Annotated in this window: 14 protein-coding genes; 7 read left to right on the forward strand and 7 right to left on the reverse strand. The window is 36.3% G+C overall.

Annotation, left to right across the window (positions count from 1 at the left end; all coding sequences use genetic code 11):
• Positions 1-396: 396 nt before the first annotated feature.
• On the reverse strand, positions 397-798 hold the full coding sequence (locus BHE19_RS04760) for a helix-turn-helix domain-containing protein (RefSeq protein ID WP_070906162.1): 402 nt from the start codon (positions 796-798) through the stop codon (positions 397-399).
• A 166-nt stretch (positions 799-964) separates the two neighbouring features.
• On the opposite strand from BHE19_RS04760, the gene BHE19_RS04765 reads away from it, so the two are divergent.
• Together BHE19_RS04765 and BHE19_RS04770 are read left to right on the forward strand one after the other, a co-directional pair.
• Complete coding sequence (locus tag BHE19_RS04765; RefSeq protein WP_070906163.1) at positions 965-1,246, forward strand: hypothetical protein; 282 nt, start codon at positions 965-967, stop codon at positions 1,244-1,246.
• A gap of 419 nt (positions 1,247-1,665) precedes the next feature.
• Positions 1,666-2,349 carry a tetratricopeptide repeat protein gene (locus BHE19_RS04770; protein WP_017496936.1) on the forward strand — a complete coding sequence of 228 codons (684 nt, stop codon included), beginning with the start codon at positions 1,666-1,668 and terminating at the stop codon, positions 2,347-2,349.
• 78 nt (positions 2,350-2,427) lie between these two features.
• Here BHE19_RS04770 and BHE19_RS04775 read toward each other — a convergent pair whose 3' ends face one another.
• The 5 genes from BHE19_RS04775 to BHE19_RS04795 form a co-directional block, all read right to left on the reverse strand.
• Positions 2,428-2,889 (reverse strand): OsmC family protein, encoded by a 462-nt coding sequence (locus BHE19_RS04775; protein WP_207544104.1) that lies wholly within the window; start codon positions 2,887-2,889, stop codon positions 2,428-2,430.
• 155 nt (positions 2,890-3,044) lie between these two features.
• The gene (locus BHE19_RS04780) at positions 3,045-4,271 is read right to left on the reverse strand and encodes a DUF4374 domain-containing protein (RefSeq protein ID WP_233431356.1); all 1,227 of its coding nucleotides are present in this window, start codon (positions 4,269-4,271) and stop codon (positions 3,045-3,047) included.
• A gap of 25 nt (positions 4,272-4,296) precedes the next feature.
• Positions 4,297-6,657 carry a TonB-dependent receptor gene (locus tag BHE19_RS04785; protein ID WP_165607902.1) on the reverse strand — a complete coding sequence of 787 codons (2,361 nt, stop codon included), beginning with the start codon at positions 6,655-6,657 and terminating at the stop codon, positions 4,297-4,299.
• Between the two features lie 121 nt (positions 6,658-6,778).
• Entirely contained in the window at positions 6,779-7,438 is a 660-nt protein-coding gene (locus tag BHE19_RS04790) for a hypothetical protein (RefSeq protein WP_017496931.1), read from the reverse strand.
• Positions 7,439-7,451: 13 nt separating this feature from the next.
• A complete protein-coding gene (locus tag BHE19_RS04795) occupies positions 7,452-8,039 on the reverse strand; it encodes an RNA polymerase sigma-70 factor (RefSeq protein WP_070906167.1) in 588 nt (195 codons plus the stop codon).
• A 663-nt stretch (positions 8,040-8,702) separates the two neighbouring features.
• Between BHE19_RS04795 and BHE19_RS04800 the strand changes: the two genes are divergently transcribed.
• Positions 8,703-9,392, forward strand: coding sequence for an NUDIX hydrolase (locus BHE19_RS04800; protein ID WP_017496929.1), 690 nt, complete (start codon positions 8,703-8,705; stop codon positions 9,390-9,392).
• 47 nt (positions 9,393-9,439) lie between these two features.
• Here the strand turns inward: BHE19_RS04800 and BHE19_RS04805 are convergent, their stop codons facing one another.
• Positions 9,440-10,438: a GntR family transcriptional regulator gene (locus tag BHE19_RS04805; RefSeq protein WP_017496928.1), complete on the reverse strand. Its 999-nt coding sequence runs from the start codon at positions 10,436-10,438 to the stop codon at positions 9,440-9,442.
• A gap of 101 nt (positions 10,439-10,539) precedes the next feature.
• Between BHE19_RS04805 and BHE19_RS04810 the strand changes: the two genes are divergently transcribed.
• The 4 genes from BHE19_RS04810 to BHE19_RS04825 all read left to right on the forward strand — a co-directional run bounded on the left by BHE19_RS04810 (position 10,540) and on the right by BHE19_RS04825 (position 15,816).
• Positions 10,540-11,595: an aldose epimerase family protein gene (locus BHE19_RS04810; protein ID WP_070906168.1), complete on the forward strand. Its 1,056-nt coding sequence runs from the start codon at positions 10,540-10,542 to the stop codon at positions 11,593-11,595.
• A gap of 54 nt (positions 11,596-11,649) precedes the next feature.
• Positions 11,650-12,813 carry a galactokinase gene (gene galK, locus BHE19_RS04815; protein ID WP_070906169.1) on the forward strand — a complete coding sequence of 388 codons (1,164 nt, stop codon included), beginning with the start codon at positions 11,650-11,652 and terminating at the stop codon, positions 12,811-12,813.
• Between the two features lie 17 nt (positions 12,814-12,830).
• Positions 12,831-13,880 (forward strand): UDP-glucose--hexose-1-phosphate uridylyltransferase, encoded by a 1,050-nt coding sequence (locus tag BHE19_RS04820; protein ID WP_070906170.1) that lies wholly within the window; start codon positions 12,831-12,833, stop codon positions 13,878-13,880.
• Positions 13,881-14,130: 250 nt separating this feature from the next.
• A complete protein-coding gene (locus BHE19_RS04825; protein WP_017496924.1) occupies positions 14,131-15,816 on the forward strand; it encodes a sodium/sugar symporter in 1,686 nt (561 codons plus the stop codon).
• Positions 15,817-16,044: the final 228 nt, after the last annotated feature.

Raw genomic sequence — 16,044 nt, forward strand, 5'->3', positions numbered from 1 at the left:
TGTTCAAACTAAAAAAGAGGCTTAAAAGCCTCTTTTTTTTAAGAAAATATCTTTAAAAGACCTACTTCCCTTTCATAAACTTCTCTAAATACTCCTCTTTATCCTTTTCAGCCTAAATCAAACGATCGTAAAGTTCTACAACTTTATCAATCGAACTTTGATTGCCATTTCATTTTCAAAAAGAACCTGTAACAAATTATTTTTTTATTCCAATTTGTTACAAAAGCTGTAACAATTTTAAAAAAATTTCAATTTTGTTTCAAAAACTGTAACAAAATATTTTTAATTTATTTTTTGTTACAAAAACTTTGAAATACAAACAGACACATTAAAACAAAAAAAGAGAGATCTCGTTTGAGATCTCTCTTTTATATAAATGATATGTTTTAAAAAGAATTACTTCTCTTTCAATAATTTTTCTAAATATTCTACTTTCTCTTTCTCAGCCAAAACCAAACGTTCGTAAAGCTCCACCACTTTATCAAGAGGATTGAATGAGCATTGATGATTTTGACTGAAAGCCCCTTGGCTATTGCTAAAATCAGTATCATTAAAGGTGTTGAAATAATTAATCATATTTTCTTCAGAGAAATTTTTAATAGCTTCTGCTGTTACACCAAGTGCTTTTGCTACTTCTATCAGTTTTTCTTCATCAATTGTTTCACTGTTTTCCATAGCAGAGATAGCTTGTTGGTTTGTGCCTAACGCTTGTGCCAATGCTTCCTGCTTCATGTCTCTAAGTTCACGAATACGGCTAATTTTTCGCCCTATATGATTTGGTTTCGTTAATGTGCTCATAATTCAAAGATAATAATTAAGTATGATAACACGCATCGTAAAAAACAGATTTACTGCCGTGTAATACCGTTAAAAATGATTCGGTACAGTACAATCTATTCTTTAATTGCGCCTACCAAACAAAAGTACGTTTTTTCGTATAATTAATGACCGTAAACTAAACGCCATGTCAAAAGAAAGTCAAAGCCCTAAAGATCAAAATAACGTAGTAACTGCTGTAGCTCAATTTGTATCGACACTCTGGATGGAAGGAGAATTTAGAGATCAGCCCGCTTATTTAACCGAGATTTTCGAAGAGATCCTTAAAACCGAAATTGGAGACGATCTCGATCTGCGAACCAAAATGATCAGCTGTATTAAAACCAGTAAAATGCTGGCAAAAGCCTTAGATCCTTTTACCGATCAGGAAATCGAAAAAGCCAGTATCGAAATGTTGAATACAAATTAGCACTAAAAAAAGGAACACGGATTACGCAGATTCGCTTTACGAAAACGCTGATAAAAACGGATTTCTAAAGGACATATAAAAAGAACTTATAACATTAAGAATAAAGATTATCTTCAGACAAATAATATAAAAAAATCTGTGTACATCTGCATTTTCGTGAAACGAATCCGTACAATCCGTGGGCTATTTTTTAACCGCAAAGAGCGCAAAGGTTTACGCAAGGAGTGCAGAAACCTTTTACTGATCAGGAAACAGAAAAAACCTGTCTTAAAATCAGGAATATTTAGAAGGATTAAGCAGTCCAAAAGAGCGTTTTAACGTTTTTAAAAGGTCGTTGGTAGATTAAATAAAATATACCAAAGAACTATAAGTACCTTTAAGTAAAGTTCTGATATTTTCAACAAACTAATTTAAACATCATGAAAACGTATGCAACACTTTTACTCATTATGGTGCCTGTTTTTTCGTTTAACTCATTTGGTCAGCATTCAGCTCCCACTCCGGCAGCAATCGAAAACGCAACTTTACTATTGGACGGCACCCCTAAAGACGGACTTGTTATTGTGGGCTATTATGTCGAAGAAACCGTTAATATGGCTTTTGGAAAAAGAATTACCCAATACGAAGTCCCAAAAATAAGTATGATCGATACCTACAATCTGGGTCCGAACAACACCCGAACAGTAACTCCCATTTATGGAAAAGCAAAAGTAAAAATAGCGGAAGAAAACTTGCAGCCTAAAACTGTTTCTAAAACGATTACCAATGTCATTAACCCCGTTAAAGTCGCGGTAATTGCTCCCACTAAACCTCAGAAATACATCAATGTAGATGTGGTAACAACCTACGAAAAAGTAATCGACAAAGGTTACAAAACACCGGAAATGCTTGCAAAAGTGGCTGACAGAGCTTATTTTGAAGGTGATTTGGTTACGGCTGCTAAATATTATGGCCAGCTTATTGAAATGAATGCTGATCTGGAGGCCATGTATTATTACCGCTATGCACAATCCTTAAAAGAAATTAATCAGATCGAGAAAGCCAATGAAATAATGAAACTGTTCGAAATTAAAAATTCGGCTAGTAAAGTGGCCCGAAAATAATATAACTGTAAAGTTGAGACTTCTACTTATTTGCTGTTGCTTTAAAATCACAGAAGTTCACTAACAGAAATAAAGGTTCTAAACCTCACAGCTCCCATGATGTGAAACAGGAAAATTGCAAGAATTGGCAATAAAACACAGTTGGTTGGCCTTGGTATGAAGTGCATTGGCCAGTTCAATCTGATCGGCGTTTGCAATTTTTACTTTTGGGTAGAGGTGAACGACAACAAAGCGCCCACTTCCATCAGGAGAAACTTCAAGGGTTGCTTCTGCATGATCTGAATATTCCAGAACTTCTATTCCGTTTTGAGAACATACATACAGATAGGACATCATGTGACAGGAAACGAGACTGCTCAGCAATAAATCTTCGGGATTATACAATTCAGGATCTCCTTTAAAAGCTTTGGCAGCCGAAACATTTAAAACTGGTTTCCCTTCTATGGTAATCTGATGACTTTTGCTGTAAAATCTTTTTGTTGCGTCTTCTCCTTTTTCTTTAAAAGTCCATTTTACGGCTGCCTTGAATAAATGTTTCATCACGATTGCATTTTTGTTCTTGCGAAGTTAAGATTTTATATGGTTTACGAATTAGTCTTATCTGAATGTGACGTTCTTTACAAACTCATCCCAAACAAAAAATGGCCGGAATTTCTTCCGGCCATACTTACTCAATTACAAACTTGAGTTTACTATTATTTTGTTGGATGTGGAGCTATTAAATTAACTGTAACAGAACCTCCGCCATCTAAAGTAGTTCCTTTTTTGAAAGCTCCTGTAGCAGGATCAACTTCGTAAATTGAGGCTACAGCATCAACAGGACTAATTGCGGTGTAATACTTTCCTTTGTATACCAATGGTGAACGCACCATTGAAACCGGGCTTAAAGGTGTATTAATCAACGAAACTGTTTTGTTTTTCAAATCAATTCTAACCAACTGCCCTACGTTTTTTAAACGGTCTCTTACTGAAGTCATTAACTCTTCGTATTGAACGGTACCAATTGCAATTCCGTTACCTACATAATTAATTCCCATCAAACAGGCTTGTTTTCCTAATGGTGTTGTCACATCAATAAAATAATCTTTATCAAAATCTGCTGCACCTTTTTTAATACGTACCACTCCTGATTTTCCGCCTACACCTGTCCAGAATTTACCGGCACTCGCTACAAAGTAATGGTTTCCTTCTTCGTCTTTGTCTAATGAATTTAAGTAGTCATAACCCACTCCACCTTCAGTTGCAGTACTTTTGATTACTTTTAAGTTATTCATTGCAGGATAATCATAAACTAAAGCTCTTACGCCATCAACAGTATATGATTTTGATTCGTTATCATAAAAATAACCTCCAAGAATAAGCTTTCCATTGTCTACGAATGCTCTTCCGACAGAAAACTGAACTCCTTTTTTAGCAGCGTCGTATGGTACGGCCAATGTTCCTTTCGCTTCGATCGTGAAATCACTTAGTTTGATTCTGGCCCAGCCCACAGTACCATTATTGATATCCAGTCCTCCAAGAACCAACATGGTATTATCGTCTACAATATTCAGCGATTGAAAGTAATTCGGAACCACTCCGTCTGTAAGTATAGCCCCTTTTTCTTTTAAGCTTCCGTCTTTACCCATTTCGTATTGGATGAATTTTTTCTGCGGAAGGTTCATCAAATAAACATACTGTTTGTGCCAGATATAACGAGATCCGTTAGCCTCAATACCTTTACCTTTAAAAGTTAAAGATCCTTCTGCTAATGAAGGTACCGATGCGATATATTGCAAATCCTGAGTCCAGCTGGCAATTGTAAAATGCTGTGCCGTTTCGGCTTCTACTTCATCTGACTTTGAACTGCAAGAACTTACAACTGCAGCAAACACAGTAACAGCAGAAACCATAAATGTTGTTTTCCTTAAGAACGATTTCATTTTCATTGATTTTAAATTTAATTGGTTATTGTAAAAAATATCTTAGTTTCAAACTGAAAAACCTTCCCGGCTTTTGCAGTAAGTAATTGTCATAAACTTGCTTGTCTAAAATATTACGGCAGGCGAAATTGGCACTGTAACGTCCGTTTCCAAAAGTGTAACCAAAACCGGCATCCTGAACGAACTGGGTTGGAATGTACATTTTCTCGCGTGCTTCTCCCAGACTTGGCCAGCCTAAGTAATACTGATGAACATAATGTGTGCTAACAAAAAATGAAATTTTCGGTTTCATTTGAAACATCTCATCCAGGAATAATCTCGCCTCTGCATTTGCCATTACATAAGGCGTATTTCGTAATCGGTCTCTATAAACATGATTTGGAGCACCGTTTCCTTCAAAACGCTGCATGTTTCTGATATCCTGATAGGTAAAATTAAATGATGTTTCAAGCCATTGCTTTCGGGCATAATTGGCTTCAACCTCAACCCCAAGCGTACGTATTTTTCCTAAATTTTCGTAGCGGGCGGTTCCCATCAGATCTCCCTCTGTTAACCAAATCAGATTTTTGGTGTCTCTGAAAAAAACATTAAGACCAAAATTTACATTCTGAACCGTATTACGGATTGTTTTCTGAAGGGATGCATTCACATTGAAACTTCTTTCAGGCTGTAAATCCGGTGCATTTACAATCGTATTACCATTGCCCAGAAGCTCTATGGCTTCAGGTAACCGGGCAGTATTTTCAGCAGAAAATTTTATGGTATAGTCTTTTGGTAATAACCATTTAGAGGTGTATCCAAAAGCCCATGCATTGTCTTTTGTATTCTGATAAAAAGTTTCCTTAGAACTCCCGCCATTGTAATCAAATACAACAGCATTGGCTTCATAAGCAAAATACTTTGTAAAGAAAATATTCTTCCAACGATCCTCAAATGAAGAAATCTCATACGATAAACCTGCGATATGTTTGTTCAGATCCTGAGGTTGTCGAAGCGGAATTGTCCAATCAGCTTCGGCAATAGCGTCACTGCCTTTTCTTCTGGTTCCGGTAAACACATAATTTAAGTTAACCTCCTGATTTTCTTTTAGGTGATATACAAAATTAATTCTGGCTAACTGTGTACGATCCTGAAACGAATAAATGGACTTACCTGATCTGATTCCGCCCAATTCTCCATCTACTGTTCCGATAGGTTTTCCTGTCCAGTTGTATTTATAAGAACTGGTATCTGTAGTTGTACCTCTTAACTTGTTTATAGAAGCATACAGATCTACATCTAAATTTGAAAACAAAAAGCCTTTCTTAGAATAGCGCAGAGAAGGCATAACAAACTTCTCATTATAGCGCACGTCTCCATACACATAAGCCATTGTTCTTCCGGTCTGTATTCCTCTGTCCTGATCTGCTAAAGTAAAACCTAACAGCAAGGCATCTGCCCATTTGACATTGGTAAACCCAATATCAGCTCTCATGGTGTATGATTTATAATCGTCATTAAATCTTCTGAATCTTGGATAACCGGGAATAGGTCTTCCATTTTCTCCCGCAACTTCTACCGTTGGCCCCCAAACGGGATAATTATTATCAGAATAATTAAAAAAAGAATTGGTTTGCAACGTAAAACCGGATTCATTTCTCCATTTTCCGGAAACTGCTGTACGATAGGTATTAAATGACCCTACGGTTTGCGACACATCGATATAATTTTTAAGACGGCTGCGTGTTACAAGGTTTACAGAACCTCCAAGTGCATCGGCACCAAAGGACACCGGAGTAACTCCTTTATAGATTTCGATTCTTTCGAGTGTATTGATGGAAAAATTGTTGATGCTGAAGGATGATCCGAAGTTTTCCATCGGAATTCCATCTACAAAGAACTTTACTGCTTTACCGGATAATCCATTAATCGAATAATTGGTTTCAGAGCCCATTCCACCGGATTCCTGTACGCGAATACCGGATACTCCATCCATTAAACGATTTAAATCGACATCGCGTTCGGCTAATTTTTTTGTACTGATAACAGAAACGGCAAACGGCTGTTCTTTGATTTTGGTTTCAATCGTTTTGCCAAACAAATCAACAGAATTTAACACAACCGAATTCGATTTTAACGCTATAACAATTTCTTCTTTTTGATTCTGTCCGACAACAACAGCCATTTCCCGGATTTGATAACCCGTCATCGATACCACTAACTGATACTTTCCTGATGCAATATTTTGAAAAACAAATTTCCCTGAGCTATTACTTTTCACTACTACAGCAGTATTTTGCAATTGAATTTCGGCACCGGCAACAGGCTGATTGTTATCGTCAAGTATATAACCTGTAAAACTGGCATTCCCATTATTCTGAGCATAAACTGCAGTACATATGATCATTAAAATAACCGTTAAAAAAAATCTTTTAAATTGCATCACTGATAATTTGTTCCCAAAACCAATAACTTCTCTTTTTCAGATATATCGGTTTTTTTTCTCTATTCTTCTTATTTCTATTTTCTTATAACTTAAAACGTTCCGACAATCTGGAGCTAAATACTCTTGGTAAACCTTCGGCGATTTCATCTCTGGTTGCTGTTATTACCTCATAGTCAGCATCTGTCATGGCGAGATACGTTTGTCCTTTTTGCAGTTTTACCTTGTCCTGATACACCGTTGTACAACCTGAAGTTCCGGTGCCAATATTAAATTCCTGTACTTTTGCCGAATCGCTAATAACCGAAACGGCTCCGCAAAACTTAACATCGCTTGCCTCACCCAAAAAATCCATTGAAATGTTGCACTGGCTGCCCGGCTCAACCAAAAAAGATAAACTGCCAATATTTATTTTCTTAATCTCCTGACCGTTTAAATTGTTCACTAAAATCTGCGAAGCAAATGTTGATGAATTGTAGTAATGTAAACTGACAATCCCAAATAACACACAGGCCGCAGTTGTTAGGGCAGCATAAAGAAATCTGTTCTGAGATTTTGGTTTTGCAAGAATCGTTCTGGAAGCAATATTGCTCCAGATCTCTTCTTTTAACCCGGCTTGTTGCGGAGAGGTAATAACTTCACGTTCTAAATCTATAACACTTAACCATTGCTCCACTGTTACCCTTTCGGCAGCATTGCATTCCTTTCGCGCATATTTTTCTAATAAATCGGATGTAATAAACACAGTCTTGGTTTTGTTATATAATGATGTAGTTGCACAAGTCCTCGCTAACCCTACATAGGGGAGTAAAAAAAATGACCAAACTGCGAAAAACTTTTAAATGGTCGCGAATATGCCTAAGCGCTCTTGTGATATTTCCTTCAACGGCTTTCTCTGTAATAACAAGAGAGGCGGCAATAGAGCGATTGTCCATCCCGTCTTCTCTGCTCATCAAATATACCTGCCTGCAACGTTCCGGAAGTGTGCTGATGGCCAACTGTAATTCCCGAAGCAAATCTTTATGCAAAATGTGCTCTTCTGTATTGTTGGAAACTTTATTCATTTCGGCAAAATGAGTACTTTCGTGCTTCTTTTTAGTAACCTGCTTTCGATGATATTCTACTATTTTGAGTTTTGCAGCACCGTATAAATATGCTCTGACGGAAGTTTCGATTTGTAGCTGTTCCCGTCTTTCCCAGATACTGATGAAAATTTGCTGTACGATTTCCTTTGCTGCTTCTTCGTCGCCGACATGATGTCTGCAAAAACAAAACAGTTCATTCCAATACAAATCATAAATCTCCGGGAAATTTTTGGCGTTAATGTTTAGATATTGCTTTTCCATAGAAATAAAAATATGACGCAAAACTATCTTATTTAGACTAAATAAAATTAAGAATTTTTAAAATTTGTGCTGTATTTTTAAATCTGCTTGTGTAATATTCTGGTAATTTGCCTTTTAAAAAAGCAAAAAAAATCACGATATAGTCTCTATTTTACTGGGATTAAACCAATATTTGCCTTAGAGCCGTAAGGAAATACCGCAATGTTTTCTTTGTTATAAATTCTATTTCCTTTCACCAGGTCCTATCAGAATCATCTTTCTTTTTCAGGAATATTTTTTCATTTCTCTGATGCATCCTTGGTTCAAAAATTGATCAATTGACAACGCCAACTCGTTTCGCTTCGGAAGCAATTTAGCAGCAAAAAACGGTCCTGAAAGCATTTACAACAAGTAAGAATTATCTTCTTATTTTATTGTGTAAAAGTGACGCTTTGCTATGTAAAATGATATTTTATTTAAAAAAACTTGTGAAAAAGGTTAAAAAATGACCGCTTTAATAATGATTTTAGCATTAAAAAACCATTACTTTTGTAGCAGAAGTCTCAATCAAAGCAGTTAATGTAACTTTTACAGACGGTTACATTTATTAAGTGTATACACAACGTTTAAAAAATTGAGAAACGAAATTAACAGGATTATATATTTACCACTAAAAATTTGAATATGCTTAACAGTTATAGCTCTGCAGATAAAGTTTTATTAGCAGTAGATTGTATTATTTTTGGGTTTGATCGCGAAGGTTTGAAAATTCTCTTAATCAAAAGAGGATTCGAGCCTGAAAAAGGAAAATGGTCTTTGATGGGAGGTTTATTAAAGCAAGACGAAGTACTCGACAATGCTGCGATAAGAGTTTTAAAAATGTATACGGGATTAAACGATGTGTATATGGAACAACTTTATGCCTACAGCGAAATTGATCGTGACCCCTTAGAAAGAACCATTTCAGTTTCGTACTATGCTTTGATTAATATTGAAGATCACAATGCCGAACTTATTGAAAATTATCATGCGCAATGGTTTAGTGTTGCCGATGCTCCGAGTTTAATTTTTGATCATAACGAAATGGTGCAGCAAGCGATCAGAATATTACGTTATAAAACTTCGATTAAGCCAATTGGTTTTGAATTACTTCCTGAGAAATTCACCATGCGCCAATTATTGGAGTTGTACGAAGCTATTTTGAGCAAAGAACTGGACAAAAGAAACTTTATCACTAAGATTAATACGATGGGAATCCTGAACAAACTGGACGAAAAAGACATGCAGTCTTCCCGAAAAGGATCGTATCTCTACACTTTCAATAAAGAAAAATACGAGGAAAAACTACGCAACAATTTTGTTTTAAACTTGTAAAATAATCAGTCCGTAATTTCTTAAATCCGGAAGCGCAAACGGAATAATTATAATGAGTTTCGAATCAAAAGAGATGATTTATTTTCTATCTGCTGCTTGTGTCCGTGAAGCACCATATCGGCTAAAATTTCTCCCATCATTTCAAAATCGGTCGAAATGGTGGCAATGCCGTTAGCCACAATCTTTTTCAAAGGAGTTTCGTTATAAGAAATAATTCCGAAATCCGTTCCAAGTTTAAGGCTTTGCGATTGGGCATTTTCAATAACGCGAACCAAATCACGATCGTTTGGTATAATGTACAAATCACCTGCATTGATTTCTCCGTTTGTAAATTCTGTGATGATATCAAACTTAAAATCGTACTTTGTACAAAAAGCAATAAAACCGGTTTTCATTCCCAACGGTTCTCTAAATCCCGGAAAAATCAAAATAAGTTTTTTGTACTTATCCATTCGTGATTTCCCTTTAACTAAACCTTCAAAAATATCTTTTTCGTGATTTTGATAAACTGCCGGATACAATTTCAAATCCGGATTGGTCTGATCCAATATGATAACCTCCCCTACTGGTAGGTTTTTTATCGCCTCTGCCACATCGGTTAAATTGGTAGGCATGATGATGTACTTGGTGTAATTTCCGTTACTGTCAGTAATCAGTTTTTGAAATACCTGAACATTAAAGTGATGAAAGAAAATATCAACCTGAACGTTCTTTCCAATATTCTGTATAAACGAATTATAGATGTCTTCTTTGAAACTGTTTAACTCATCAAAAAGTAAAAAAATCTTTTGTTTGATATTGATTTCAACGCTTTTAACATAATACCCTTTACCCGGAATGGCATAAATAATACCTCTTTTTTTAAGCTCGTCATATCCCAACAATACCGTATCACGTGACAGCGAAAATGCCAGGCAAACTTTATTGACAGACGGAAGCCGATCGCCTTTTACCAATTTTTCTTCCTCAATTGCTTTCTCTACGGAGAGAATAATCTGTCTGTATTTTGGCAAACCAATATTACTTTGGATAGAAATTATATTCATACAAAATGGATTTTGGTGCAATATACAAAAAACTGGTAGGTACTGGTATGTAAAAACAGATATTGTTTCTATTTTTGGTTTTCATTTTTGGCAAAAAAAATATGAATATAAAACAAATATCGCACCTTCCGAATACATCTGCCATGGAATCATTTGGTTTATTGCCCGATAACGAAGAAATTCTTTCTTGTGAATTGTGCAACAAAAACGGAATGAAAGCAAAAATTATCAATTATGGTGCAACACTGACCTCTTTGTTAATTCCGGTTGCAACAGGTGGGGTTGTTGATGTTGTTTTAGGTTTCGATACTTTAGAATCTTATCTGGCTTCTTATCATTTACCAAGCGCTCCTTACTTTGGCGCTACCGTTGGGCGTTATGCCGGACGAATCGACAAGGGTCTTTTTGCCTTAAACGACCAGACATTTCAATTGAATACCAACAACAATGGCAATGCTTTACATGGCGGGAATATTGGCTTTGGACAAAAAACATGGAACATTACCCATATTACTTCGGGTGATAATCCGTCGATAACTTTAAGCCTTTTGAGCCAGAATTTAGAGGAAAATTATCCGGGAGCTTTACAGGTTGATTTGACTTATACTTTAACGGAAGAAAACGAATTAAAGCTGGAATACAAAGCGACCTCAACTGAAGATACGATCGTGAATCTTACGCATCACACTTATTTTAATCTTGACGGACATGATCGGAATTTGTTAAACCAAACACTCTTTATTGATTCTGACAAAATGTTGGAAACGGATACTGAGAATATTCCAACCGGGAATTTCATTGCTCTTTCTAATCATGATTTTGATTTCAGAACGGCTAAAAAATGCCCGGAATCTATTGACAATTCATTTGTAATTGAGCCTGGAAAAACGGTTTCCGCCACTTTATCCAGTGCTGAAAACAATTTGCAGATGAAGGTTATTACGGATCAGCCCAGCGTACATATATATGTAGGCGGAAATTGTTTTGGATCTGTAAAAGGAAAAGAAAACGCTAATTATCATACATTTAGTGGAATATGTTTTGAAGCACAAAATTTTCCGGATGCCCCAAACCACAAACATTTTCCGAATTCGGTTTTACGAAAAGGGGAAACCTATCATCAAAAAACCCTTTACCGATTTGAAACCATAACCTAATATTTGCTAAAAAAACAACCAAAACGAAAAGCTATTTCTTTCAACCACTACCTAATGAATGATATTTTAATACAAAACACAACCGCTTTTTTTGAGAAGTCTTTTGGATCGGCTCCGCAAAAAGTGGTACTCTCTCCCGGAAGGATCAATATTATAGGAGAACATATTGATTACAACGACGGCTATGTTTTACCGGCGGCTATTGACAAGATTATCTGTTTTGCTTTTGAAAAAAACAATACCAACAGCTCCAAAATAGTGGCCATCGATTTGAACGAAGCCTTTGAAATTGATTTAACTGCAGAAATTCTTTTAAGCGAAGAGGTCTGGACCAATTATATTCGTGGCGTAATCAAACAATTACAGGACAACGGTTTTGTGTTTGAAGGTTTCAACTGTGTCTTTAGCAGCAACATTCCGGTAGGTTCCGGTTTATCCTCTTCTGCTGCTTTAGAATGTGGAATGATTTTCGGAATTGCATCGCTTTTCGATTTAAAAATCAAAAAAGCCGACATCGCTTTGTTAGGGCAAAAGGCAGAACACTGGGTAGGAATCAATTGTGGCATTATGGATCAGTTTTCAAGTGTTCACGGTCTTGAAAACAAGGTCATAAAACTGGATTGCAACACTCTGGATTTTGAATATCACAATGCCGATTTCAAAGATTACACCCTGGTTTTGTTTGACAGTAATGTAAAACATTCTCTTTTTACCTCTGAATACAACACCAGAAGACAGGAGTGCGAACAGGGGCTGGCGATTATAAAACATCATTTTCCTCAAATAAAAAGTTTTAGAGATTGTACCGAAGAACAGCTTTTGACGCTGCAGAATCAAATGTCAGCAACTATTTTTAAAAGAGCACATTTTGTAGTAAAAGAAATTGATCGTGTTGAAAAAGCTTGTGAAGCGTTAGATCAGGGAAATATTACACTTTTAGGACAGTTACTTTTCGAAGCCCATTATGGTTTATCGCAAGAATACGAAGTTAGCTGTAAAGAGCTGGATATGCTTGTAAATACGGCAAAAACAGACGATTTTATTATTGGATCACGCCTCATGGGGGGTGGTTTCGGGGGGTGTACCATAAATTTTATAAAAAAAGGGCATGAAAATGAGGTGAAAAATAAGTTTTCAAATCTTTATTTAAATACATTTGGGATTGAATTAAAATTTTATGATGTAACAATCTCTAATGGAACAAGACTACTTCTTTAACATCACAAAAACTATAAATGAAAAACTTTGACATCAACGAAGATCCGCACAGACGTTTCAATCCATTACTAAACGAATGGATTCTGGTATCACCTCATCGAGCCAAACGTCCGTGGCAAGGGCAAAACGAGACTCTTGCAACTGAAACCCTTCCAAAGCACGACCCAAACTGTTATCTCTGTCCGGGTAACGTTCGCGCCAATGGAGAACACAATCCGACCTACAAAGACAGCTTTGTCTTTGAAAATGATTTCGCCGCAATGAAGCAGGACGAAATTATATTTGAAGAAGACATCAAGCACACTTTTTTTAAAACCAAACCCGAACAAGGAATTTCAAGAGTAGTCTGTTTTTCACCAAGACATGATCTTACTTTACCGGAGATGGAAATTGAAGGAATTGAGAGCATTGTAAAAGTTTGGCAAAAAGAATACGCTGAACTGGGAAGCATCAAATACATCAATCACGTTCAGATTTTTGAAAACAAAGGAAGTATTATGGGCTGCAGTAATCCGCATCCGCATGGTCAGATCTGGGCGCAGTCGTCGCTTCCAACTCAGGTTGAAAGAACACAACAAAATCTGAAATCTTATTTTGATAAAAACAACCGAACGCTTCTTCAGGATTATGTTCAGGCAGAATTAAAAACGGGTGATCGTGTAGTAATCGAAAACGATGATTTTATTGCTTTAGTTCCGTTTTGGGCAACCTGGCCTTATGAAACGATGATTGTAAGCAAAAGAGTTGTAAATAAAATTACTGATTTTACGGAAGAAGAAACCAATTCCTTTGCCGTAATTTTAAAACAACTCACCATCAAATACGATAATTTATTCAGTACTTCTTTTCCGTATTCATCAGGAATCCATCAATCACCTACAGATGGTTTAGAACATCCGGAATGGCATTTCCATATGCATTTTTATCCGCCTTTGTTGCGATCAGCCACAGTAAAGAAATTTATGGTGGGTTACGAAATGTTAGGTGAATCTCAGAGAGACATTACCCCTGAAAGATGTGCCGAAGTTTTAAGACAGCAATCAGACATTCATTACAAACAAAAATAAAATAAAACTTTAGCCTATTTTGCCCCACAAATTGTTACAGCTTTGAACAACATACTTAAAAAAACAGGTACGTCTTAGCTCTTTTTTACCCTTTAATACAGAATCACATTAATAAATCAAATCAAAAACGAATAATCGACCCAAATCAAAAAAAATAAAAAAACAATATTTAAACCACCTCAGACAAATATTGTTTTTTACCCTCTACTAATCAAACAATCACTATCTAATTATTAAAATAGTACTATCAATGAACCAGAACCTTGCTTTCGCAGATTATGCGGTTTTTATTATTTACTTCATCGTAGTTTCGGCCTACGGTTATACGGTTTACCGAAAACGTAAACAAGACGAACAGGACGCTAAAGCTTACTTTTTGGCCGAAGGAAACCTGACCTGGTGGGCTATTGGAGCTTCTTTAATTGCTTCAAATATCTCGGCAGAACAATTTATCGGAATGAGCGGTGAAGGTTTCTTTTTAGGAATTGCCGTTGCGGCTTACGAGTGGATTGCAGCCATAAGTCTTATTGTGGTCGCCGTTTGGTTTATTCCCGTATACCTAAAGAATAAAATCTATACGATGCCACAATTCTTAAAAACACGCTATAATGATTCTACTGCTTTAATCATGGCCGTTTTCTGGTTGTTCTTGTACGTTTTTGTAAACTTAACTTCTATTTTATATTTAGGAGCTGTAGCCATTAACGGTATGGCCGGCGGAGAATATCTGCATATTATCATGATCGGACTGGCATTGTTTGCCCTATTCATCTCTCTTGGAGGTATGAAAGTTGTCGCATATACGGATGTCATTCAGGTGGCCGTTTTAATCATTGGAGGTTTAGTTACCTCGTATATTGCTCTTACGACTGTAGGACAATATTTTGGAGTTGGACAAAATGCAATCGAAGGATTCAAAGTTTTAATGAGAGAAGCACCGGAACATTTTAAAATGATTATTCCAAGGCCAACTGCGACATCTTCTCAGCTTGACATCAACAAATACCTTACTTTCCCTGGTCTGATGTCATATCTTGCCGGTATCTGGATCATCAACCTGAATTACTGGGGATGCAACCAATACATTACGCAAAGAGCCTTAGGTGCCGATTTGCAAACTGCACGCACCGGTATTTTGTTTGCCGGTATGCTCAAATTGTTAATGCCTTTAATTGTAATGTTACCGGGTATTGCTGCCTATGTTTTATATCAAAACGGACATTTACCACAATTAGTCGGAGGAAAAGACGGAGCTTATTCTGCTGTACTGACTTTCCTTCCAACCGGATTAAAGGGACTTTCAGTAGCGGCACTAACCGCAGCAATTGTAGCTTCGTTAGCCGGAAAAGTAAACAGTATCTCGACAATCTACACTTTGGATATTCACAAAAAATACATTCAAAAAGAAGCTGGTGAAAAACAGCAGGTAAACATAGGAAGAATTGCCGTTTTTGGAGCGATGCTTTTAGCAGTATTATTTACCTGGAATGATATTTTAGGAATTGGAGGTGTTGGCGGATTTACCTATATCCAAAAATACACGGGCTTTATCAGTCCGGGAGTTTTTGCCATGTTTGTTTTAGGAATGTTCTGGAAACGAACTACGGGAGCTGCAGCTGTAGTAGGTGTAATTTTAGGTTTTGTATTATCCGTACTATTCAACGAATATGCTCCTGCCTTATTTGGAAATGAGACTTTATTGTATACTGCTTATCCAAACGGAAAAGGAGCTTTTGAAATCCCTTTTCATATTTGTATGGGATTATCATTCATCTTTACCACTTTGGTGATGGTTTTAATCAGTTTTGCAGGTCCTAAAGTGAATCCTAAAGCATTCGAAATCGATGCCGAAATGTTTAAAGTAAAACCACAAACGACTGTTTTAATCGTCATTACATTATTGATTATTGCAGCCCTGTACATTAAATTTTGGTAGTTTTATTGTATTCTTTTTTGAAAAATAAAACCGTACCGGGAAAATCACATTTTTTAAATATTATGTTATTAATTTAGAAAAAACCTGCTTTTTTTAACCATTGTTAATCAGGCTTTTACGCGCCAAATTTTATTAAACCCGACAAGTTTTAGAGCTTGTCGGGTTTTTAATTATTGTAGGTCACCGCCTTATTTTACACTATTTCCCACAAAATCTTCATCACCAAAT

The organism is Flavobacterium tructae, assembly GCF_001853485.1.
GTDB lineage: Bacteria > Bacteroidota > Bacteroidia > Flavobacteriales > Flavobacteriaceae > Flavobacterium > Flavobacterium tructae.

Excerpts from the sequence above, each read along its gene's own strand:
- BHE19_RS04780 (WP_233431356.1), bottom strand. The coding sequence starts at position 4,271 with ATGAAATCGTTCTTAAGGAAAACAACATTTATGGTTTCTGCTGTTACT.
- BHE19_RS04800 (WP_017496929.1), top strand. The coding sequence starts at position 8,703 with ATGCTTAACAGTTATAGCTCTGCAGATAAAGTTTTATTAGCAGTAGAT.
- BHE19_RS04765 (WP_070906163.1), top strand. The coding sequence starts at position 965 with ATGTCAAAAGAAAGTCAAAGCCCTAAAGATCAAAATAACGTAGTAACT.
- BHE19_RS04805 (WP_017496928.1), bottom strand. The coding sequence starts at position 10,438 with ATGAATATAATTTCTATCCAAAGTAATATTGGTTTGCCAAAATACAGA.
- BHE19_RS04775 (WP_207544104.1), bottom strand. The coding sequence starts at position 2,889 with ATGAAACATTTATTCAAGGCAGCCGTAAAATGGACTTTTAAAGAAAAA.
- BHE19_RS04810 (WP_070906168.1), top strand. The coding sequence starts at position 10,540 with ATGAATATAAAACAAATATCGCACCTTCCGAATACATCTGCCATGGAA.
- BHE19_RS04785 (WP_165607902.1), bottom strand. The coding sequence starts at position 6,657 with ATGATCATATGTACTGCAGTTTATGCTCAGAATAATGGGAATGCCAGT.
- BHE19_RS04825 (WP_017496924.1), top strand. The coding sequence starts at position 14,131 with ATGAACCAGAACCTTGCTTTCGCAGATTATGCGGTTTTTATTATTTAC.
- BHE19_RS04770 (WP_017496936.1), top strand. The coding sequence starts at position 1,666 with ATGAAAACGTATGCAACACTTTTACTCATTATGGTGCCTGTTTTTTCG.
- BHE19_RS04795 (WP_070906167.1), bottom strand. The coding sequence starts at position 8,039 with ATGGAAAAGCAATATCTAAACATTAACGCCAAAAATTTCCCGGAGATT.
- galK (WP_070906169.1), top strand. The coding sequence starts at position 11,650 with ATGAATGATATTTTAATACAAAACACAACCGCTTTTTTTGAGAAGTCT.
- BHE19_RS04760 (WP_070906162.1), bottom strand. The coding sequence starts at position 798 with ATGAGCACATTAACGAAACCAAATCATATAGGGCGAAAAATTAGCCGT.
- BHE19_RS04820 (WP_070906170.1), top strand. The coding sequence starts at position 12,831 with ATGAAAAACTTTGACATCAACGAAGATCCGCACAGACGTTTCAATCCA.